At 60.2% G+C, this 19,470-nt stretch carries 20 protein-coding genes; 8 read left to right on the top strand and 12 right to left on the bottom strand.

Annotated features, from left to right (window positions below):
• The first annotated feature begins 92 nt into the window (after nucleotides 1–92).
• Entirely contained in the window at nucleotides 93–983 is an 891-nt protein-coding gene (locus tag DK870_RS13365) for an ATP-binding protein (RefSeq protein WP_161548838.1), read from the top strand.
• Nucleotides 980–1,462: a GAF domain-containing protein gene (locus DK870_RS13370; RefSeq protein WP_090366007.1), complete on the top strand. Its 483-nt coding sequence runs from the start codon at nucleotides 980–982 to the stop codon at nucleotides 1,460–1,462. The genes DK870_RS13365 and DK870_RS13370 overlap by 4 nt, the downstream gene beginning before the upstream one ends.
• A 145-nt stretch (nucleotides 1,463–1,607) precedes the next feature.
• On the opposite strand, the gene DK870_RS13375 is transcribed toward DK870_RS13370, so the two are convergent.
• From DK870_RS13375 to DK870_RS13405, 7 genes are all read right to left on the bottom strand, one after another.
• Nucleotides 1,608–5,243: a transporter substrate-binding domain-containing protein gene (locus DK870_RS13375; RefSeq protein WP_161548839.1), complete on the bottom strand. Its 3,636-nt coding sequence runs from the start codon at nucleotides 5,241–5,243 to the stop codon at nucleotides 1,608–1,610.
• Between the two features lie 8 nt (nucleotides 5,244–5,251).
• On the bottom strand, nucleotides 5,252–5,878 hold the full coding sequence (locus tag DK870_RS13380; RefSeq protein WP_060753279.1) for a response regulator transcription factor: 627 nt from the start codon (nucleotides 5,876–5,878) through the stop codon (nucleotides 5,252–5,254).
• Between the two features lie 255 nt (nucleotides 5,879–6,133).
• Entirely contained in the window at nucleotides 6,134–6,523 is a 390-nt protein-coding gene (locus tag DK870_RS13385) for a response regulator (RefSeq protein WP_060753280.1), read from the bottom strand.
• A 166-nt stretch (nucleotides 6,524–6,689) separates the two neighbouring features.
• Complete coding sequence (locus tag DK870_RS13390; RefSeq protein ID WP_060753281.1) at nucleotides 6,690–8,021, bottom strand: deoxyguanosinetriphosphate triphosphohydrolase; 1,332 nt, start codon at nucleotides 8,019–8,021, stop codon at nucleotides 6,690–6,692.
• Nucleotides 8,022–8,181: 160 nt separating this feature from the next.
• A complete protein-coding gene (locus tag DK870_RS13395) occupies nucleotides 8,182–8,520 on the bottom strand; it encodes a hypothetical protein (protein WP_161548840.1) in 339 nt (112 codons plus the stop codon).
• Nucleotides 8,517–8,903 (bottom strand): phage holin family protein, encoded by a 387-nt coding sequence (locus DK870_RS13400; protein ID WP_060753283.1) that lies wholly within the window; start codon nucleotides 8,901–8,903, stop codon nucleotides 8,517–8,519. Before DK870_RS13400 ends, DK870_RS13395 begins: the two co-directional genes overlap by 4 nt.
• 2 nt (nucleotides 8,904–8,905) lie before the next feature.
• Nucleotides 8,906–9,220: a YqjD family protein gene (locus DK870_RS13405; protein WP_161548841.1), complete on the bottom strand. Its 315-nt coding sequence runs from the start codon at nucleotides 9,218–9,220 to the stop codon at nucleotides 8,906–8,908.
• 347 nt (nucleotides 9,221–9,567) lie between these two features.
• Here DK870_RS13405 and DK870_RS13410 point away from each other — a divergent pair, with 347 nt between their 5' ends.
• Nucleotides 9,568–10,776, top strand: a complete 1,209-nt coding sequence (locus tag DK870_RS13410; RefSeq protein WP_161548842.1) for an ammonium transporter — start codon at nucleotides 9,568–9,570, stop codon at nucleotides 10,774–10,776.
• Here the strand turns inward: DK870_RS13410 and DK870_RS13415 are convergent.
• Nucleotides 10,763–12,481: a monovalent cation:proton antiporter-2 (CPA2) family protein gene (locus tag DK870_RS13415; protein ID WP_161548843.1), complete on the bottom strand. Its 1,719-nt coding sequence runs from the start codon at nucleotides 12,479–12,481 to the stop codon at nucleotides 10,763–10,765. The two genes, DK870_RS13410 and DK870_RS13415, sit on opposite strands and share 14 nt — an antisense overlap.
• Nucleotides 12,482–12,638: 157 nt before the next feature.
• On the opposite strand from DK870_RS13415, the gene DK870_RS13420 reads away from it, so the two are divergent.
• The 3 genes from DK870_RS13420 to DK870_RS13430 all read left to right on the top strand — a co-directional run bounded on the left by DK870_RS13420 (nucleotide 12,639) and on the right by DK870_RS13430 (nucleotide 14,247).
• Nucleotides 12,639–12,875, top strand: a complete 237-nt coding sequence (locus DK870_RS13420) for a glutaredoxin family protein (protein WP_060753287.1) — start codon at nucleotides 12,639–12,641, stop codon at nucleotides 12,873–12,875.
• Nucleotides 12,876–12,948: 73 nt separating this feature from the next.
• Nucleotides 12,949–13,284 (top strand): hypothetical protein, encoded by a 336-nt coding sequence (locus DK870_RS13425; RefSeq protein ID WP_060753288.1) that lies wholly within the window; start codon nucleotides 12,949–12,951, stop codon nucleotides 13,282–13,284.
• A gap of 72 nt (nucleotides 13,285–13,356) precedes the next feature.
• Complete coding sequence (locus tag DK870_RS13430; protein WP_161548844.1) at nucleotides 13,357–14,247, top strand: pseudouridine synthase; 891 nt, start codon at nucleotides 13,357–13,359, stop codon at nucleotides 14,245–14,247.
• 56 nt (nucleotides 14,248–14,303) lie between these two features.
• Here DK870_RS13430 and DK870_RS13435 read toward each other — a convergent pair whose 3' ends face one another.
• Both DK870_RS13435 and mobA read right to left on the bottom strand, forming a co-directional pair.
• On the bottom strand, nucleotides 14,304–14,525 hold the full coding sequence (locus DK870_RS13435; RefSeq protein ID WP_060753290.1) for a YgdI/YgdR family lipoprotein: 222 nt from the start codon (nucleotides 14,523–14,525) through the stop codon (nucleotides 14,304–14,306).
• Nucleotides 14,526–14,604: 79 nt separating this feature from the next.
• A complete protein-coding gene (mobA, locus tag DK870_RS13440; protein WP_161548882.1) occupies nucleotides 14,605–15,207 on the bottom strand; it encodes a molybdenum cofactor guanylyltransferase MobA in 603 nt (200 codons plus the stop codon).
• Between the two features lie 76 nt (nucleotides 15,208–15,283).
• Between mobA and moaB the strand changes: the two genes are divergently transcribed.
• Both moaB and glp read left to right on the top strand, forming a co-directional pair.
• Nucleotides 15,284–15,823, top strand: coding sequence for a molybdenum cofactor biosynthesis protein B (gene moaB, locus DK870_RS13445; RefSeq protein WP_010211803.1), 540 nt, complete (start codon nucleotides 15,284–15,286; stop codon nucleotides 15,821–15,823).
• Complete coding sequence (gene glp, locus DK870_RS13450; RefSeq protein ID WP_161548845.1) at nucleotides 15,807–17,033, top strand: gephyrin-like molybdotransferase Glp; 1,227 nt, start codon at nucleotides 15,807–15,809, stop codon at nucleotides 17,031–17,033. The genes moaB and glp overlap by 17 nt, the downstream gene beginning before the upstream one ends.
• Nucleotides 17,034–17,374: 341 nt before the next feature.
• On the opposite strand, the gene DK870_RS13455 is transcribed toward glp, so the two are convergent.
• Together DK870_RS13455 and DK870_RS13460 are read right to left on the bottom strand one after the other, a co-directional pair.
• Nucleotides 17,375–17,704, bottom strand: a complete 330-nt coding sequence (locus DK870_RS13455; protein WP_060753292.1) for an EscU/YscU/HrcU family type III secretion system export apparatus switch protein — start codon at nucleotides 17,702–17,704, stop codon at nucleotides 17,375–17,377.
• Nucleotides 17,701–19,275: a flagellar hook-length control protein FliK gene (locus DK870_RS13460; RefSeq protein ID WP_104995910.1), complete on the bottom strand. Its 1,575-nt coding sequence runs from the start codon at nucleotides 19,273–19,275 to the stop codon at nucleotides 17,701–17,703. The genes DK870_RS13455 and DK870_RS13460 overlap by 4 nt, the downstream gene beginning before the upstream one ends.
• Nucleotides 19,276–19,470: the final 195 nt, after the last annotated feature.

The following is a 19,470-nucleotide window of genomic DNA, read 5'->3' on the forward strand; positions in this document are numbered from 1 at the left end:
CCGGCATAAATCGTTTTTTACGCAGCCTCGTGCGGTCTGCCGCAGGGTTGCCAATACGCCATCTTTTGCAGGAACTTTCCAGAGGAATAATCGTGGATTCTCGATTGAATGCCTTTCTAGAGCGGGCCGATGCGGTGCTCGCACGCCTGGAACCCTTGTTGCCCGCCCCACGCCAAGCTATTGACTGGAACCAGTGCCTGGCGGCCCGCTGGCAGCGCGAAGGCCGCAGCGGCTTCCTGTTGCCGCTGGACGTCAGCCTGGATATGCGCCTGTCCGACCTGATCGGCGTTGACCGGCAGCGTGAGCAACTGGCCCGCAACACCCAGCAATTTATCGAGGGCCTGCCCGCCAACCATGCGTTGCTCTGGGGTTCGCGTGGCACCGGCAAATCGTCCATGGTGCGCGCGCTGCTGGCCCAGCATGCCAAGGCGGGTTTGCGCCTGATCGAAATCGAGCGCGATCAACTGGCCGACCTGCCACGTGTGGTCGAGCAGCTGCTCAAGCTGCCGCAACGCTTCATTCTGTTCTGCGATGACCTGTCGTTCGAAGCCGGTGAAAGTGATTACCGTGTGCTCAAAAGCGTACTTGACGGTTCGCTGGAGCAGGCACCGGACAATGTGTTGCTGTATGCCACGTCGAACCGCCGCCATCTGGTGCCGGAAAACCAGAGTGATAACGACAACTGGAAACGCGTAGACGGTGAGTTGCACCCCAGCGAGGCGGTCGAGGACAAGATTGCCTTGTCTGACCGTTTTGGCTTGTGGCTGTCGTTTTACCCCTTTACCCAGGAGCACTTTCTGGATGTGGTGGAGCACTGGATCGGTGAGCTGGCCAATAAAGCCGGTTTACAGTGGCAACGCGATGAGGCCCTCGATATCCTCGCCGTGCGCTGGGCTACCGGTCGCGGCAACCGCAACGGCCGGTGTGCTTATCAATTCGCCCGTTATTGGGTGGGTCTCAAATTGCTGGAACGTCAACCATGATCGATTTACAACAGGCCGGTACCGGCCTTGATGGCTACGCCATGCTTTGCGCGCAGTTGGAGTCGCTGTTGGCGGATGAGCGTGATTTCATCGCCAACAGTGCGCAGTTTTCCGCGTTCCTGTTCAACCAGCTGGATGATCTGAACTGGGCGGGTTTCTACCTCAACCGTAACGAAGAACTGGTGCTCGGACCATTTCAGGGGCAGATCGCCTGTGTGCGGATTCCGTTCGGCCGTGGCGTGTGTGGTGCGGCTGCGGCTTCGCGGCAAACCCAGCGGGTGGAGGATGTGCATGCGTTCCCTGGGCACATTGCGTGCGATAGCGCTTCCAACAGCGAGTTGGTGGTGCCGTTGGTCAAGGACAACCGGTTGATTGGTGTCCTCGACCTCGACAGCCCCTCGCTGGCGCGCTTTACGCCCGAGGACCAGGTCGGGATTGAACAGCTGGCGGCGATTTTCCTACGTTTGACGGATTGCTGAACAAAGATGCCAGGGTAAGGCTTTGTGTAGGAGCGAGCTTGCTCGCGAAAAACTCACAGGCGCCGCGTTGATCCAGGAAAAACGCGTTATCGTTGACGTTTTTCGCGAGCAAGCTCGCTCCTACCGCTTGACTCAACCCTGCCTCTTATTGGCGATCCAGGTCATGCAGTTGCGTTTGCAGCATTCTTTCCAATTCCAGCATCAGCTTTTCCAGGGCTTTGATGCCGGCGTCGATCACGGGACGATCTTCGCTGCGAGAGCAGGCTTGTTCCAGTGTTTCGCATTGCCCCGCCAATGAGTGGGCTTGGACGATGCGGGCGGCTCCTTTGATTTTGTGGGCTTGCTCGATGATGTCCTGGTGCGGGGCTTGTCGAGCCAGCATGCCCATGAGTTCCTGGCGGTCGTGCCGGCTGCTATTTAGCAGTTCCTCCAGCAAGCGCCGACTCAATTGCGTATCGCCGCCGGTCAGGGCCTCCAGGCACGCCAGGTCCAGGCACGGGCTCGCCGGTTGTGGGGCGATGTGTGCCAGTTGTCGCTCCAACACCGTGAGGCTGATGGGTTTGAACAGGCAGTCGTTCATACCGGCCTGCACGCACCGTTGCCGTTCCTCGGGTTGTGCATTGGCGGTGAAGCCCAATACCACGCAGGGCGGCCGTTGTTCGCGTTGCTCGTATTCACGGATCGAGCGGCTCAACTCGTAGCCGTTCATGATGGGCATGTTGCAGTCGGCGATCACCAGGTCGAAATGTTCCTGGCGCCACGCCTGGAAACCGGCCGCACCGTGCTCGGCCGCGGTGAACTGGTGGCCCAGGTAGCCCAGTTGCTGACACATCAGCAAGCGATTGGCCGGATGGTCGTCCACCACCAGCACATTGAGCACCGGGGTCGGGGCGGCCGCGACCGGTATCAGTTCACCGACCTGGTTCTGCGTGTGCAGGCGAGGCATCTTCAGGTTGACGTGCACCTGGGTGCCGACCATGGGCACGCTGCTCAGGCTTAGCTGGCCGCCCATCATCGCGCACAAGCTACGACAGATCACCAGCCCCAGCCCTGCGCCGCTCCTGGCCAGGTGCCCGGAGTTGTCCGCTTGGGCGAAGGGTTCGAACAAACGCAACTGGTCGTCCCTGCTGATCCCGATGCCGGTGTCTTCCACCACCAGTTTGAGCTCGATCTGTTCCGGTGCTTGAGTCGGCGACACCTCAACTTTGATCTTTACCTGCCCACGCTCGGTGAACTTGATCGCATTGCTCACCAGGTTGGACAGCACTTGCTTGAAGCGCAGTGGGTCAATCTGAACCTCGATATCGTTCAGGTCGGGTTTGAACTCCAGCAACAGGCTGAGGGTTTTCTGGCGCGCAAGCCCATCGAATACGCGTACGACGGACTCGATTACTTCCCGCAGGTTGACGCGTTCCGGGGCGAGGCTCAGACGCCCGGATTCAATGCGTGCGATATCCAGAATATCGCCGATCAGTTCAAGCAGGTCCTTGGCCGAGTTGTAGGCCACTTCAATGGCCGGTCGATCAAGATGCCCGTGATCGGCGCGCTTGAGTGTCAGTTCGAGCATACCGATCACGGCATTCATCGGTGTGCGGATCTCATGGCTCATGGTGGCAAGGAACGTACTTTTGGCACGGTTGGCTTCGTCGGCGCGCTCCTTGGCAGCGCGCAACTCATCAAACAGTTGGCGCCTTTCACTGATGTCGATCCAGCCACCGATGATGCCTTGGACTTCGCCGGTGGAATCGCGGTACGGCAGGATCCAGTGGTAGATGGTCAGTTTCTTGTCGTGGATGTGCAGGGTGCGGTCCAGGATCAGCGGGTTACCTTCGGCCACGACGCGTTGATAATCGGCGTGATACTGCGTCGCCTCCGACTCGAGGGCCATGCTCATCTGGACCGCGCTTTTGCCGATGACGTCTTCGCGTTTGACGTCGAATACCTGCAGGTAACTGTCGTTGCAGGTCTGCAACAAACCGTTGCGATCACGTACGTAGATCGGGTGTGGGGTTTCATTGACCAGCGCACGCATGAACTCGAACTGGTCGTTGAGGGCGCGCTCGGCCATTTGCCGATGCTTGATCTGGCGACGCATGTAGGCGTTCCAGGTCAAGGAGATCAACAGCAGCAGCCCGGTGCCGATAACGATCCGGGCAATCAATTGATGGTAGTTGCGCCAATAGCTGTCGGACGCGGCGGTATAGCCACGCCAGCGGCTGTTGATCACGCCCATTTCATCCGGGGCGATACTGAGCAGTGCCTTGTCGAGGATCGAACTCAGTTCGGTCGCATGGCGTGATGTGGCCAGGGCAAACGTGGCGGGGACCGTCCCGATAGTGCTGCTGATCTGCAGTTTGTCCTGGAAGACCTGCGAGGAGAGGAAGTAGTTGGCGATGACCAGCGAGTTCACGGCGCCGTCCACATGGCCTTGTGCAAGCAGTTCCGAAGCCTTGAACGTGTCGCTGGTCTCCACCAGGTGAATCTGTGGGAAGTCCTTGCCCAAGGTACCGGCCAGTGGGTTGCCCTGGGTGATGGCCAGGCGTTTTCCGGCCATCTGCTCCAGGCTCAGCGGAGCACCGGGCTCCTTGCGTGTCAGCAGTACGTAGGAGTTTTCCAGGTAGGGCCGACGGAAGTTGAGCTGCGCTTCCCTTTCGTTGCTCGGAACGATGGCGCCGATCATATCCACTTTGCCGGTGGCGACCTGCTCGATCATGTCGTTGACGTCGCGGCCGTTCTGGATCACGAAACGCAGGCCGGTGCGCAGGCGAATCAACTCCAGGAGGTCGGCAGTGATGCCGCGGAAGTTGCCGTCTGCATCGAAGAACGTGAGCGGTGCAAAGGTTTCGTTCACGATGACCTTTACCACGGGGTGCTGTTTCAGCCAGCGCTCTTCACGTTGGGTCAGTTGCAGTTTTTTGTCGGTCAGCAGGATGTCGCTACCGGCACTCCAGCGCTTGGCTATGTTGTCCCGTTCGTTGGTAGGCACGGCGGCCAGTACCGAGTCGATAATGCTCAACAGGATGTGTTGGTCCTGGCGCAGTGCAAAGCTGAAACCAAAGGCCTCATGTTTGCCGAAGTTAGCCATGTGGATATTTTTCAGATAGCCCTTGTTGATCATGTAATGGGTGGAAATGGTGTCGCCCAGAAACACATCCGCCTGGTCGAAGGCCACCGCATTCAAGGCATTTTGATAAGAGGGATAGGCGCGAATGATCGCGTTGGGGTACAGCTTTTCCACTTCACTCAGGGGCAGGTAATGATAGACAAGGCTCAGGCGAAGCCCCGCCAAGCCATCGTTGAGGCTGCGGGTTTCACCCTCACGGGTGACCAGCACCGGCTGGTCCACGGCGTAGGGTGCGGACAGGATCAGCTTTGGGTTCGCGGCTTCAAAGCCGTTGGAGGAGCCCAGTAGATCAATGTCACCCGCCTCCAGGGCTTGAATGGATGCCTTGCGGGAAGGGTAGCGCACGACCCTGACCGGCAAGGCGAGTGCCTTGGCCAGCAGCCCCGCATAATCGGCGGTGAGGCCTTCATAGTCATGGCCGCTGGAAGTGAGGTCGAAGGGCGGGTAGTCGGGTGCGGAAGTGCCCAGTACCAGCTCGCGTTTGTTCTGTAGCCACTGGCGTTGTGCTCTGTCCAATTGAATGTCCAGTTGAACGCTTCCTGCACGACTTAATAAGGTGAAATGTTCCGGGTCGGGTTGATATTGTGCGAGCGCAACGGTGCTGAAGCACAAGCCGGCACATAATACAATCAGATAGTCCTTTATACGGCTGGGCATCCGCTTTCTCACACTAGCGCGTTTCGTTTTGCCATCTCGATGAGTTCTACCAAGGATTTGGCTTTGAGCTTCTGCATGAGTCGCTTTTTATAAGTACTGACGGTTTTATTGCTCAGGAACATGCCTTTGGCTATTTCTTTATTAGTGCGTCCTTGTGCAAAAAGTTGTAATACCATCAACTCCCGGTCGTTGACTGTTTTGAATAATTCCAACTCCTCCACCTCAACGCCTTCGCTGCCGTTGCCATTCAGTGCCTGGCTGGGGAAATAGTTGTAACCGGAGAGTACTGCACGGATCGCGCTCAGCAGCTCGCTGAGGTCACCTTCCTTGCACACATAGCCTTCAGCGCCCGAGCGCATGCAGCGTGTTGCAAACAAGGTAGGGCACTGGGCCGTGAGCACCAGGGTTTTCATCGAAGTATTCATGGCGTTGAATCGGCAGAGTACTTCGAGGCCATCAAGTTTGGGGATGCTGATATCGAGAATTACCAGATCCGGGAGGCATTCGCGGACCATTTGGATGGCATCGCAGCCATTGTCTGTTTCGCCAACGACTTTGTAACCTTCATGTTCAAGTAACATTCTAATGGCCAATCGTATAACCGGATGGTCGTCGATAATAAAAACTGTATTCATGGTCACGCTCCGCGCCGATGCAAATAAAGCGGGCACATTAGCTCAGAAGATGAGTGAGGAGGATCGACGCCGACGGCCTAGACATAAAACAAGAAAAGTCCTACATAAAAAAAGGCATATGCCTACCAGCTACAGGGTAGTTGTGAAATGAAACGGACAGAGTTTTGGGCGCGAAAGCGGTGACGGGAAGTGGCCGGGAATTTACGATGCGCTTAGAGTCGCTTTTCACCAGTCGAGATGTTTAATGTCCTACATTTATCGATTGGATGTTATTAGCTTTTCAAGTTCTTCTTTATTTAACGGCTTGGGTAAATATCCCCACAGTGGCAGGCTTCGCTGCGCAGCTTGTAGAGCGAGGTTGATCAATTCGGTGGCAGGTAACCCGCTGAGCAGAATCGCAGCACTGATAAAACGGCCGCGGCTGGCTATTTCTATCAATTCGAGGCCGGGTAAGTCAGGCAGGCATTGGTCACACAGCATCAGGTCGAAAGGTCGTTCGGACTGGGTCATTGTGCGGATGGCCTGTTCGGCGTTTTCTACGGGTGTGAGTTGATCGAAACCGAAGCTTCTGAGCAGGCATTGGGTGGCCAGGAGTTGAAAGGGATGATCTTCCACCACAAGAATACGAAGAGAGTGTCTGGGCATAGAGAGCACACAGTGGGTCAAGCGTCGGTGGGATGTAGGAATTGTTTGCGACGCCCGCGAGGAGCGTGCGTGATTATTCTTCGGGTGCCTGTACGAATTCGATCAGGCCGCTCTGTTCCCTTTGTAGGTTAATTCTGTTCAGGGAACAGGCTGCGGGATCCGAGGGTTATTGGGGGCTGGAGCGGCCGGTCATCTCTCGCGCCATTTCGGTAGCGTAGCTGTCAGTCATGCCGGCGATAAAGTCGATCATGCGCAGGAACGAGGCATGCAACGGCCAGGCGGGGTCCGGTGCGCTATTGCCCAGCAAGTCGAGAATGCGTCGGTTCTTGAACGATGGTGTGCGCCCGCCATGTTGTTCCAGGGCGGCACCGCAAAATGCATTCAACAGGATTTCCAGGGTGGTGTAGGCGCCGATTTCATGCAGGGTCTTGCGCTTGTCCTGGAAAATTTTCTTGCGCGCCATGTCTTTGGCATCCAGTACACAACGCTTGGCAGGCCCATGCATATGCTCCACCAGGTCGCCGGGCAGGGTGCCGGCCAGCAAGGCGTCCTGCTGTTCGACAAATGCCTGTGCCGCCGCGTTGGTCAGGTGCTCGATCGCCTTGCCGCGCAAGATCGCCAATTTGCGTCGGCGCGAGTCCAGCGGGCCCAACTGGCGGTACGTCTGCGGCAGGTCGTCGCCGACCAGGTTGAGCAGCAGCGATTCGACCTCGGCGTATTCCAGCAGCTCCATCTCCAGCCCGTCTTCCAGGTCGATCAGCGCGTAGCAGATGTCGTCCGCGGCTTCCATCAGGTAAACCAACGGATGACGCGCCCAGCGTTGTTCTTCCAGTTGGGGCAGCCCGAGTTTGTGGGCGATCTGCTCCAGAATCGGCAGTTCGCTCTGGTAACAGCCGAACTTGTGTTTCTTGTAGCCCAGGGAGTCGGCGTGACGCGCGGTCCAGGGATATTTCAGGTAGGTGCCCAAGGTGGCGTATGTCAGCCGCGTGCCACCGTCGAACTGGTGGTACTCCAGTTGGGTCAGCACTCGAAAACCCTGGGCGTTGCCTTCGAAATTGAGGAAGTCATTACGTTCGGCAGGGCTCATGCCATCCAGCCAGCCACGGCCCGCAGCCTGCTGAAACCAATGGCGAATGGCATCTTCACCGGAATGCCCGAAGGGCGGGTTACCGATGTCATGGGCCAGGCAAGCCGATTGCACCACCATGCCCAGGTCGCTCGGGTCGCACCAGTCGGGCAGGGCGCTGCGCAGGGTCTCGCCGACGCGCATGCCGAGGGAGCGGCCAACGCAACTGACTTCCAGGGAATGCGTCAGGCGCGTATGGATATGGTCGTTGCTCGACACCGGATGCACTTGGGTCTTGCGGCCCAGGCGCCGGAAAGCACCCGAAAAGATAATGCGGTCGTGATCTTTGTGAAATGGGCTACGGCCCAGTTCTTCCGGGCTGTGCAGGGGTTTTCCGAGGCGTTCGCGAGTCAGCAGGGTAGGCCAATCCAAGGCGGGTACTCTCCGTTGGTGAAGGATGCGCCCAGCTTCCCGGTTCGGCGTGGCCTGGGCAAGCGAAAATCTACCGGCAGATGCGCGGGCGAAAAAAGGCCCGGCCCTGTTCTGATAAGGGCCAGGCCGGTTCTGTCGAGGCAACAGGCAGCGTATGGGTTCAGCCTTTGCGCGCGCCTTGCATGGCCAGCTTGATCAGTGGGATCAAGCCGGCGCCCAAGCGCACCAGGCGCGTCACACTACTGATACTGCCGCCCTTGGCCCCTTTGCCGGTAAAAAAGCCCAGCAACGTCACTGCCGCAACGCCCCATAGCGGCGCATGCTTGATTCCCAGGCTGTCTTGCCAGTTATGGCGCATGTCGCGCATTTTGTGCAGGGGCACCATGAGTTGTTGCGACTCGTGGCGGATCTCCTGGCGGTGCATTTCCATGCGCAGGCGAATCAACGCCTTGCGCATTTCCCGGCGTGAGGTGGATGGCGGGATTTCAGTCAGGCTCATGGCAGCAGGCGCTCCCGGTCATTGGCCAGCTCTTCCAGGGTCGCGTGGAAGGGCGTGGACTCGTCGAATATCGCCGCTTTCAAGCGCAACCCGCAGAATGCCGCGGCCAGGATGTAAAACCCGCAGAGGCTGATGATCCCGGTGATACGGTAGGTGTCCCATACCAGAATCATCACCAGTGCCGACAACCCCACCAATAACAGCAAGGCAAACACCAGCGAGAGCCCGGCAAACAGCAATAGGCTGACGGTGCGCGACTTCTGTTCCTGCAGTTCGATACCAAACAGCTCGACGTGGCTGTGCAGCAAGCCCAGAACGGCCGCGCCCAGGCGTCGAGAGGTTGAGCTTGCGCCCTTGGACGACTCGGTTTCGCCGATAGACATGATTAGCGCCTTGTGGCCAGCAGGCCGATCAGAAAGCCCACGCCAGCGGCGATGCCGACCGACTGCCAAGGGTTGGCCTGTACGTAATCCTCGGTGGCGGCAACCGCTGCCTGGCCACGCTCACGCAGGGAATCTTCGGTCAGTTGCAGGGTTTCGCGAGCCTTGAGCAGGCTCTCATGGATCTTGGTACGCAGCTCGTCGGCCTGGTCACCGGCCAGCACGGCGGTGTCGTCCAGCAACTTTTCGGTGTCACTGACCAGGGTTTGAAAATCCGCCATCAGTATTTCTTGAGCAGTCTTTGCAGTGCGTCTGGCCATGGGTATCTCCGTGATTGGCTGATCGGTGTGTGTGGTTTCGAGTCACCGCGTTCGGTGAAGGTTCAGTGCAATTGTCTGGTACAGCTTTTGCTTTGCCTTGGTGCGCAGGCCCAACGGGCTGCGCTGAATCCGGGCGGTCGGGCCTAAAGCCTTGAAAAACCTTACCCTAAATAATTGAAACTCGCGGAAAAACCCTGTCGGTTACGGCCTGTTGTGTTGATCGCTGCGCTAAAGCGGTTCACACCCCCAATAGAGGGGTGGGGCCGTCGGTGCCAATTTAGTGCGCGAAACGCTGGCTTGAACCGGTTTGGTGCTTTTTTGCCTTTGATGCAGGCCTGCCAACGTCCATGGAAAATGTGCAAAGCGCAGTAGACACCTTAGTCCACAGCTCCAACACCCTGTTTATCCTGATCGGTGCGGTCATGGTCCTGGCCATGCACGCCGGCTTCGCGTTCCTTGAAGTCGGGACGGTGCGCCAGAAAAACCAGGTCAATGCCCTGTCGAAGATCCTCAGCGACTTCGCCATCTCCACCCTGGCCTATTTCTTTATAGGCTATTGGATCTCCTACGGCGTGAGCTTCCTGCAACCGGCAGCGGTGATCAGCGCCGATCACGGCTACGGCCTGGTGAAGTTCTTCTTTCTGCTGACGTTTGCCGCAGCGATCCCGGCGATCATTTCCGGCGGTATTGCCGAGCGGGCGAAGTTCGCACCTCAGCTGTGTGCCACCGCCTTGATCGTGGCGTTTATCTATCCGTTTTTCGAAGGCATGGTGTGGAACGGCAATTTCGGCGTGCAGGCCTGGCTGCAGGCTACCTTTGGGGCCAGTTTCCATGATTTCGCCGGGTCCGTGGTGGTGCACGCCATGGGAGGGTGGTTGGCGCTGGCGGCAGTTTTGCTGCTGGGGCCACGTAATGGGCGATACAGGGAGGGACGGCTGGTCGCCTTTGCGCCGTCGAGCATTCCGTTTCTGGCGTTGGGCTCGTGGATTCTGATTGTCGGCTGGTTCGGCTTCAACGTGATGAGTGCGCAAACCCTCAACGGCGTCAGCGGCCTTGTCGCCGTCAACTCGCTGATGGCAATGGTCGGTGGCACGGTCGCGGCCCTGATCATTGGTCGCAATGACCCAGGCTTCCTGCATAACGGCCCGCTGGCTGGGCTGGTGGCGGTGTGCGCGGGGTCCGACCTGATGCACCCGGTGGGCGCGCTGGCCACCGGTGCGGTCGCCGGCGGGTTGTTTGTGTGGTTCTTCATTGCGGCCCAGGATCGCTGGAAGATCGACGACGTGCTGGGCGTGTGGCCGCTACATGGCCTGTGCGGCGTCTGGGGCGGTATCGCCTGCGGTATCTTCGGCCAGACGGCCCTCGGCGGCCTGGGCGGTGTCAGCCTGATCAGCCAACTGATCGGTACGGCCCTGGGTGTCGCGGTGGCGTTGGCCGGCGGCCTGTTGGTGTATGGCCTGATCAAGCGCGTGCATGGGCTGCGCCTGAGCCAGGAAGAGGAGTATTACGGCGCCGACCTGTCGATCCACAAAATCGGCGCGGTCAGTCAGGACTGATCGGCGGTTCTGCCTGCGGGTAGAAGCCGTGCAGCAGGCGATAACGGTTATGTCGCACTTCATCCACCCGCGCCTGCACCTGTTGGTCCGGCAGGCCCAACAGGATCAAGGCGTGGGAGGCGAGCATCAGGCTGGACTCCAGCAGTTCGGGCACCACTTCGCTGGCGCCCGCAGCTTTCAGTTCGGCCAGTTGGCTGTCATCGCGGGTACGCACCAGGATCGGCACTTCAGGGTTGATCCGCCGCGCTTCCTTGAGCACCACCAGTGCGACGTCCGTATCGTCCACCGCGATCACCACCAAGCGCGCCCGTTCCAGCCCGACCGCACTCAGCAAGGCGCCACGGCGACAGTCACCGTAGTGCACGCTGCTGTCTTCAGTGGCGGCTTCCTGCACCCGTTCCGGGTCGTCATCCAGTGCGATAAACGCCTGCTGTTCGCGGCGCAGAAAACGCCCGATGGATTGCCCGACCCGGCCATATCCGCAAATCACTGCATGGCCGCGTAACTGGGCGTTGAGCGCGGTGATGTGCTCCAACTGCACTTGCAGGTTGGGCTTGCGGTGCAGGCGCTGGGCGATCGACGGCGCGGCGCGCAGCAGCAATGGAGTAAACAGCATCGAGCAGAACGTGGCGGCGAGCAGCAGGCCATTGAACTCATCGGGAATCAACCGGCTTTGTTGCATCTGCGCCATCAGCGCAAAACAGAATTCGCCACCCTGGGCCAGGGCCAGTCCGCTGCGCCAGGCGGTTTCAGTGTCGCTGCCACGCCACTTGACCAGCCCCGCCACCACACAACCCTTGACCAGCATCAGTGTGAGGGTCAGCCCAAGGATCAGCAGGCTATGGCTGACGAACAGTTGCAGGTCGATGAGCATGCCGATGCTGACGAAAAACAAGCCCAGTAGAATGTCGCGAAACGGGCGGATATCCGCTTCGATCTGATGCCGGTAATGGCTTTCACCCAGCAGCATGCCGGCCAGGAATGCACCGAGGGCCGGCGAGAGTCCGAGCAGGTGCGTCAGCCAGGCGGTCAACAGGACGATCACCAGCGCCAGCAACACAAAGAGCTCCGCCGAATGGGACGCAGCGACTTCATGGAACAACCGCGGTAATAGCCAGCGACTGGCGCCTAGCAGGCCGATGAACAGCACCACGGTTTTGCCCAGTGTCAGTGGCAGCGCCCAGTACCACGCTTGGGTGCTGCTGCCGGCAAACACCGGCACCAGCGTCAGCAGCAACACGGCGACCACATCCTGAAACAGCAGCACGCCAATCGCATTCTGGCCATGGCTGCTGAAGATTTCCCCGAGGCTGCCCAGCTCCTTGCTGACGATAGCGGTGGAAGACAACGCCAGCCCAGCGCCCAATAGCAGCGCCACACCGGGCGACAGGCCCAAGCCCATCAACAAACCACCCAGCAGCACGCCGCACCCCAGCACCTGCAGGCTGCCCAGGCCAAACACCACCCGCCGCAGGGCGAGCATTTTGCTCAGGGAAAACTCCAGGCCCAGGGAGAACAAGAGGAATACCACGCCGAGCTCGGCGAGGTCCGGCAGTTCTTCGCTGTCATTCACCCAATCCAGCGCAGTGGGGCCTACGGCCAGGCCGACGCACAGATAGCCCAGCACGGGAGGCAATTGCAGGCGGCGAAATAGCGCAATCACCACCAGGGATGAGGCCAGAATGATCAACAGGTTGGCAAACACGGACAGCTTCCTTGCAGGTTGGGCGGGCAAAAAGCCGCGAGAATCGCTGAATCAGTTATACGCCATGCTGATCTGGGTCAGGTTTTTTGTGGTGGTGGGCTTCATGCAGTCACCGGGCTTAGAATAGGTGACTGTTTTCTGACCGGGTCCATTCATCATGCCTCCTGAATGCCAGTTGTTCGGCACCCTGGGTTGCCATCTTTGTGAAGTTGCCGAAGCCGAAATCATGCCGCTCGTCGAACGTGGCTTGCTGGTGGAACTGGTCGATATCACCGACCCCGACGACCTGACCGAAGCCTACGGCCTGCGGATTCCGGTGCTTCGCCGGGTAGACACCGGAGCTGAGCTGGATTGGCCGTTCGATACGGAACAGGTCGTGACGTTCTTGCTCTAGCTTTATGCGATGGCAGGTTTCCAAATATTAAGTTACTGTATGTTTGTACAGCGATTGAATAGAGGGAACGCCCGTGGTGAATGTTGAACAATTGAAAAGCAGCGTCAATCGCATGTCCGTCGATGTCGTGCGTGATGCGGTGAACGAGCTGCGCCTCGACGGCCTGGTCACGGAAGGCAAGACGCCGTTTAACAAAGTGCATTTCAACACCTGCTTTGCCGAGATCGAGGCGTTGTTCCAGCGCGCCGGTTATCACAAGCAGCTGGATGTGGTGGGTTACCAGGGGTTGTTGTACGCGCTGTACGATCCCGGCCGTTGGGATGCGGTCGACGTGCTGCGCTGGCTCAAGGAGTTCACCGAGGCCGCGAGTGCTTCGCCCATCCTGCGAACCCAATTGGCCAAAGCTTGAGATCGACCCTAGGCTCAATCCCGCTCCGTGCGGGATAATACCGCTGTGTTTTTCCAGGTTTCGAGCCTCTTCATGTCCACTTCCGGTTTTTCCGCGTCCCAGCATCAAGCCAGCACTCTGTATCTACCTCCGGGGCCTTGGGCGACGGTGCTCGATTGCCTGTGCGAACACTTCCCGGCCATCAGTCGCGAGCATTGGCTGGACCGTATTGCGCGGGGGCGAGTGCTGGATCTCAATGGCCAGCCGATCAGCCAGGGCCTGGCTTACAAGGAGGGCCTGTGCATCTACTACTTCCGGGAAGTGCCCAATGAGAAGGTCATCGCGGTGCAGGAAACCATCCTGTATGCCGACGAGCACCTGGTGGTGGCTGACAAACCGCATTTCCTGCCGGTGACGCCAGCCGGCGAATACGTCGAGCAGACCCTGCTGCGGCGCCTGATCCGCCGCCTGGACAACCCCTCGCTGGTGCCCCTGCATCGTATCGACCGCCACACGGCGGGGCTGGTGTTGTTCTCGGCCAACCCACAAAGCCGTTCGGCCTATCAACAACTGTTTCCCACGCGGCGTATCGACAAATTCTACGAAGCCATCGCGCCGGCGTTGCCCAACCTGACTTTCCCTCTGGTGCATAAAAGTCGCCTGGTAGATGGCGAACCGTTCTTTCGCATGCAGGAGGGGCCCGGTGCCTGCAACACTGAAACAGCGGTTGAGGTCCGGGAACAGCACGGCGATCTGTGGCGATATGGCCTGTTTCCCGTGACCGGCAAGAAGCACCAGTTGCGCGTGCACATGACCGCACTCGGCGCGAGTATCTGCAACGATCCGTTCTACCCGGATGTGATCAAGGACGCCGTGGATGACTACGCCAACCCGCTCAAACTGCTGGCCCAGGGCGTGCGTTTTATTGACCCGATCACCGGCCTGGAGCGCAGTTTCCGCAGCCGGATCACCCTCGACTGGTGACCCCCGGAAACGACAAGGCCCGCACGAGGCGGGCCTTGGGCGGCAAGCGTTAAGACTTACAGGTCTTTAACGGTGCGAACCTGATCTTTGTTGATACGGGTTTCCTTGCCATCAAGCTGTTTGAACTCGTAGAAGCCCGATGCCTTGTCGTAAGTCGGGGTGTCGACGGCCTGGATTTCGCGACCGTCATTCAGGGTGATCACTGTTGGCGAGGCGCAACCGGCGAGGGTAGCCAGGCCCAGTGCAAGCATGAGAGCGGCGATGGTCCGTTGAGTCATGAGTTTGTCTCCGAGAAAATACTTTTGAATGACTGAGCTTGTGACGCGCAGGGCGTCGTCAAAGTTCCTTGTTCGCCCATCATTCTGACACGCCAGTCCCAGGGTGCAACAGTTCGGGTGTATTAAGGTTGGCCAGGCGCGGGTCATTGTCCGGGCATTCCAGTGCGACGCCACCCAGTTGCAGCAGGATCTTGCGCGGGCTGCGTTCGCCTGCGGCCCAGGCACATTCCACTGGGTTTTTAAGGGCGGTGGGGATGATGCACAGCAAGGGTTCCCAGAACCCACCTTGTCGGACCATGACCGGCACGCAGGGATGGCTACGCGATGTCTTCCACAGGTCGGCGAGCAATCGTGCATCAATGTTCGGCACATCACACGGCAGGACCAGCAGGTGCTGATGACGTGCGGCGCGCAAGCCGGCACGGATGCCGGCGAGCGGGCCGGGGAAGTCCTGGCTGTCGTCGCTCACCAGTTGGTCAGCATAGGGGGCGTAGAGGTCATGGTTGCGGTTGCACGAGATGATCAGGTCATCTGTCAGCGGCCTGGTCAGCTCCTGCAAGTGCGCGATCAACGGCCGGCCGCGCCATTGCAGCAAGCCTTTATCCTGGCCGCCCATGCGTTGGCCGCGGCCACCGGCCAGCAGCAGGATCGAACAGGGCAGGGGTGAGTCATCGAGGGACATGGCGGTTTCGCTGCGGCAGGTCAATAAGGCCCTGTGATATAACATCGGGCTGTTCCTTCGACAACCGGACCGAGCCATGAAAGCCAAGGCTGATGCGCCCTTCGTACCCCTGAACATCGCTGTATTGACCGTCAGTGACACCCGCACCCTGGACACCGACACCTCGGGCCAGGTCTTCGTCGATCGCCTGACCGCCGCTGGCCACCACCTGGCCGAGCGCGTGTTGCTAAAGGATGACCTCTATAAAATCCGCGCCCAAGTGGCCCACTGGATCGCTGAAGACGTCGTGCAGGTGGTGCTGATTACCGGCGGCACCGGTTTCACCGGCCGTGACAGCACGCCCGAAGCGGTGAGCTGCCTGCTGGACAAGCAGGTCGACGGTTTCGGCGAGCTGTTCCGCCAGATATCCGTGGCGGATATCGGCACCTCCACCGTGCAGTCCCGCGCCCTGGCCGGCCTGGCCAACGGCACGCTGGTGTGCTGCCTGCCGGGCTCCACCAACGCCGTGCGCACGGGCTGGGACGGTATCCTCGCCGAGCAGTTGGACAACCGTCACCGCCCGTGCAATTTCGTGCCTCATTTGAAGCAGGCCGAGCCCTGTGAATCCCGTGGATAAGCCCGGCAAGACCGGCGCCCTGATGCCGGTGGAAGAAGCGCTGCAGCGCCTGCTGGACATGGCCGAAGCCACGCCGATCCGCGAGCAGGACGTGTTGCCCCTGGCTGACCTCGATGGGCGCGTGCTGGCGCAAGACCTGATCTCCACCCTCGACCTGCCGCCATGGCCCAACAGCGCCATGGACGGTTATGCCCTGCGTCTGTCGGACTGGAAGGGTGAGCCGCTGCCGGTCAGCCAGCGCATCTTCGCCGGCCAGGCGCCGCAGCCATTGGCCGCCGGGACGTGCGCACGAATCTTTACCGGCGCGCCGGTGCCCGAAGGCGCTGATTGTGTAGAAATGCAGGAAAATGCCGTGCTTCACGCCGACGAGCGTGTGAGCTTCAGCGAGCCGTTGCAGGCGGGCCAGAACATTCGCCCACGCGGCCAGGAAACCACGGTTGGTGAGCGGGTGTTGACCGCCGGCACGCGCCTGGGCCCGATCGAACTGGGCCTGGCCGCCTCCCTTGGCCGTGACCGCCTGAGCGTGGTGCGCCGGGTGCGGGTGGCGGTGTTGTCCACCGGCGATGAGTTGATCGAGCCTGGGCTGCCGCTGGGGCCGGGCCAGATCTACAACAGCAATCGCCGCGTACTGTGCAGTTGGCTTGCGCGTATGGGGTGCGAAGTGATCGATGGCGGAATCCTGCCGGATGATCTGGAACAGACCCGTGCGCGTCTGGCAGGGTTGGGTGATGTCGACCTGATCCTGTCCACTGGCGGTGTGTCGGTGGGCGAAGCGGATTTCCTTGGCATCGCCTTGCGCGAAGAGGGCGAACTGGCCCTGTGGAAGTTGGCGATCAAACCGGGCAAACCGCTGACGTTCGGTCACTTTCGCAGTGTGCCGGTGATTGGTTTGCCGGGTAACCCGGCTTCGACCCTGGTGACGTTTGCCCTGTTGGCGCGCCCGTATCTACTGCGCCGTCAAGGCGTACACGAAGTGACGCCGCTGCGTTTCGAAGTGCCGGTGGGGTTCGTGTGGCCCAAACCGGGTAACCGCCGCGAATACCTGCGCGGGCGCATCGAACAGGGCAAGGCGATCATCTACCGCAACCAGAGCTCCGGCGTGCTGCGCAGCGCGGCGTGGGCGGAGGGGTTTGTGGAGGTATTGGAAGGCACGACGCTGGCGGTGGGTGATCGAGTCAATTTCATCCCGTTGAGTGAAGTCCTGAACTGACCCAGAGCCCACTTGTAGTGAGCGGGCTTGCCCCGCGCTGGGCTGCGAAGCGGCCCCAAACCCAGGCACCTCGGTCTTTCTGAAACACCGGGGCGGTCTTGTTGGGGCGGCTGCGCCACCCAGCGCGGGGCTTGCTCTAATGCCAGTCAGTTAAGGATTAATGCGGTCACTGTGGGAGGGGGCTTGCTCCCGATAGGCCGCGCAGCGGCCTCAAAAATGGGCCTGCTACGCAGTCCATCGGGAGCAAGTCGAATCGTCGCACCGCCCCTCCCACAATTTATTCATCGCCCGCTTTATCGCTTAACTGACTGGCATTAGGGCAAGCCCGCTCACTACGAGGGTTAATAGTCGTCGCCACGTTCTGTGACGTCTCGTTCCGGCGGCTGCGCATGGGGGTCGTAGCCCACCGGGAACTTGCCCTTGAGCGTCCAGGCAAACGCAATGATTTCGGCCACCGTGCGGTACAGCTCCTCAGGAATACTGTCGCCCAGTTCCATGCGCGCCAGCAGCTTTACCAACTCGGCGTTTTCATAGATCGGTACTTCATTCTCCTGCGCCAATTTCAGGATCGCTTCAGCCAGTGCGTCATCGCCTTTGGCCGTCAGCGTCGGGGCCTGCTGGCCGTCGTACTTGAGGGCAATCGCCTGGCGCGGCGGGTTAGCGTTCTTCATGCGGTTTCATCCACCCAGCGTTGTTCCAGCCCGGTTCGCGGCCCGCGTGGCGGGGTGCCGAGGTGGCAATCCAGGTCACCGACGTTGAGCCCCGAGGTCACCAGACGCTCGCGCAGGCTGCCCAAATGGCTTTCGATCAGGCTGGCGGTGAAGGGCCGGCTCGCCCATAACTGGCTGGACAGTTTGCCCTGGCTGAGCTGGGCCTGGACCTGCAATGGCCCCAGCGGCTCCATGTCGAACGCCAGCTCGACGCGCCAGAGCATCTGCTTGGGGTCTTTTTTGTCTTTGCGTTCGGTTTGCTCCTTGTCCGGCGTTGGCTCTTCACGCTGGAACTTGACTTGCAACGGCACGATGTCCTGCAGGGTGCGCAGGGGGATCTCCAACTGCCAGGTGGTTTGCAGGCGGCCATCGGCGGTGGTGCCGGTCTGCTCCAGGCTCGACAGCTGATGGCTCTGCAACCGCGAGATCGCCGCAGCCGCCAGGCGCAGCAGGTTTTCCAGGTCGCCTTCACCTTCCAGGCGCTGCATCAGCCGGTCCGGTAACGGAAAGCCCGCAGGCGCTTGACGGGCACCGATCTGGCCAAGGGTGTTCAGCGGGTTGCGTACGAAGTTCGGCAGCACCTGGGCCAGGGTGTTGGCGGCAAGCACCGCGTTCAGGTTGGTCGGGGTGGGCAGGGCCGGCAGCAAGTCGGCGACCAGGCGCAGCAGCGCGCCCTTCATATCCAGCGGCGGTATCTGCGGGTTTTGCCCGGCCAACAATTTGGCTTCGAGAAAGGCGCCGCTGTTCTGCACCAGTTGCGCCAGCACCTTGGGGTTACTGGCTTGTGCCAGGTCGGGCAGGGCAGCGAGCAAGCGGTCGGCGGCGGCGCGCAGGTCGGCGGACGTGCTGCTGGCGGGCAGGTTCTGCAACGCGGTGAACAGCACATCCAGCGAGCCCTGGCGACTTTGCTGGGTGGTGAGTTGCTGCGCGATGGCCAGTTGATCCTTGAGCCCGCTCAAGGGCACGAAATTCAGGGTTTGCGCATTCTGTACCACGGCGCTGAGCAAGCTGCCGACCCGCAGCGGCTGCGGGCTCTCCACCGTGAGGGTGGTGCCTGCCAGGGCGTTATTGAGCACGCTCACCAGCGAGCGATAGATTGCCGGCTGCGTGGCGCCCTGAGGCAACATCTGGGTAGTCAGCACCTTGGCCTGCAACAGCGTGCCTTCGGGCATTTGCGTGGTGTCGATGCGGGTGAGGGCGGCGACGTTGGCGCTCATGGCTTGCTGCAGGGAGAGGGTCAGGTTGCCTGTCGGCGTTTGGCTTACCGCCACGTTGCTGCCCAGTGGCAGCGGTTGCGCACTGCTGGCTTGCACCAACGTCTGGCGCCCGCCATCCAGGGTCAGCTTGAGCAGCAGTTGAAACGAGTCTCCGCCTTGTTTAAGCGCGAGCACTTCGGCGTTTGCGGTTTTTCCAGGGTCGATCAGCCCCGCCTGCGGCTCCAACAATTTGAGCAACTCACCGGTCGCCGGCAGTGGAGCAGGCCCGGGCGCCGGGGTGGGAGGCAGCGGAGGAAGGTTGATCTCACCGGTCATCGTGCGCGTCGTCTCTGGGGAAATTGCCCTCTTTAGAGTAGGGCATCACATGTATAATGCCGCCCGTCTGCAAAGAGAGCGGTAAAAACCTCACAACTATTTGATCCAGCTCTCTAAAATCGGTCGCCAAAGCCGTTATTGTGCATCTCTCTATAACGGCCGCTGCACCGCCGACTTGAACCGTAAAGGCCCGCG

The sequence above is a fragment of the Pseudomonas sp. Q1 genome (assembly GCF_009935975.1).
Lineage (GTDB): Bacteria > Pseudomonadota > Gammaproteobacteria > Pseudomonadales > Pseudomonadaceae > Aquipseudomonas > Aquipseudomonas palleroniana.

Coding starts and splice junctions, on each gene's coding strand:
- DK870_RS13395 (WP_161548840.1), bottom strand. CDS start 8,520: ATGAGCCTGACTGAAATCCCGCCATCCACCTCACGCCGGGAAATGCGC.
- moaB (WP_010211803.1), top strand. CDS start 15,284: ATGAAAGCCAAGGCTGATGCGCCCTTCGTACCCCTGAACATCGCTGTA.
- DK870_RS13385 (WP_060753280.1), bottom strand. CDS start 6,523: ATGCCCAGACACTCTCTTCGTATTCTTGTGGTGGAAGATCATCCCTTT.
- DK870_RS13400 (WP_060753283.1), bottom strand. CDS start 8,903: ATGTCTATCGGCGAAACCGAGTCGTCCAAGGGCGCAAGCTCAACCTCT.
- DK870_RS13410 (WP_161548842.1), top strand. CDS start 9,568: ATGGAAAATGTGCAAAGCGCAGTAGACACCTTAGTCCACAGCTCCAAC.
- DK870_RS13460 (WP_104995910.1), bottom strand. CDS start 19,275: ATGACCGGTGAGATCAACCTTCCTCCGCTGCCTCCCACCCCGGCGCCC.
- DK870_RS13435 (WP_060753290.1), bottom strand. CDS start 14,525: ATGACTCAACGGACCATCGCCGCTCTCATGCTTGCACTGGGCCTGGCT.
- DK870_RS13375 (WP_161548839.1), bottom strand. CDS start 5,243: ATGCCCAGCCGTATAAAGGACTATCTGATTGTATTATGTGCCGGCTTG.
- DK870_RS13405 (WP_161548841.1), bottom strand. CDS start 9,220: ATGGCCAGACGCACTGCAAAGACTGCTCAAGAAATACTGATGGCGGAT.
- DK870_RS13430 (WP_161548844.1), top strand. CDS start 13,357: ATGTCCACTTCCGGTTTTTCCGCGTCCCAGCATCAAGCCAGCACTCTG.
- DK870_RS13455 (WP_060753292.1), bottom strand. CDS start 17,704: ATGAAGAACGCTAACCCGCCGCGCCAGGCGATTGCCCTCAAGTACGAC.
- mobA (WP_161548882.1), bottom strand. CDS start 15,207: ATGTCCCTCGATGACTCACCCCTGCCCTGTTCGATCCTGCTGCTGGCC.
- DK870_RS13370 (WP_090366007.1), top strand. CDS start 980: ATGATCGATTTACAACAGGCCGGTACCGGCCTTGATGGCTACGCCATG.
- DK870_RS13420 (WP_060753287.1), top strand. CDS start 12,639: ATGCCTCCTGAATGCCAGTTGTTCGGCACCCTGGGTTGCCATCTTTGT.
- DK870_RS13380 (WP_060753279.1), bottom strand. CDS start 5,878: ATGAATACAGTTTTTATTATCGACGACCATCCGGTTATACGATTGGCC.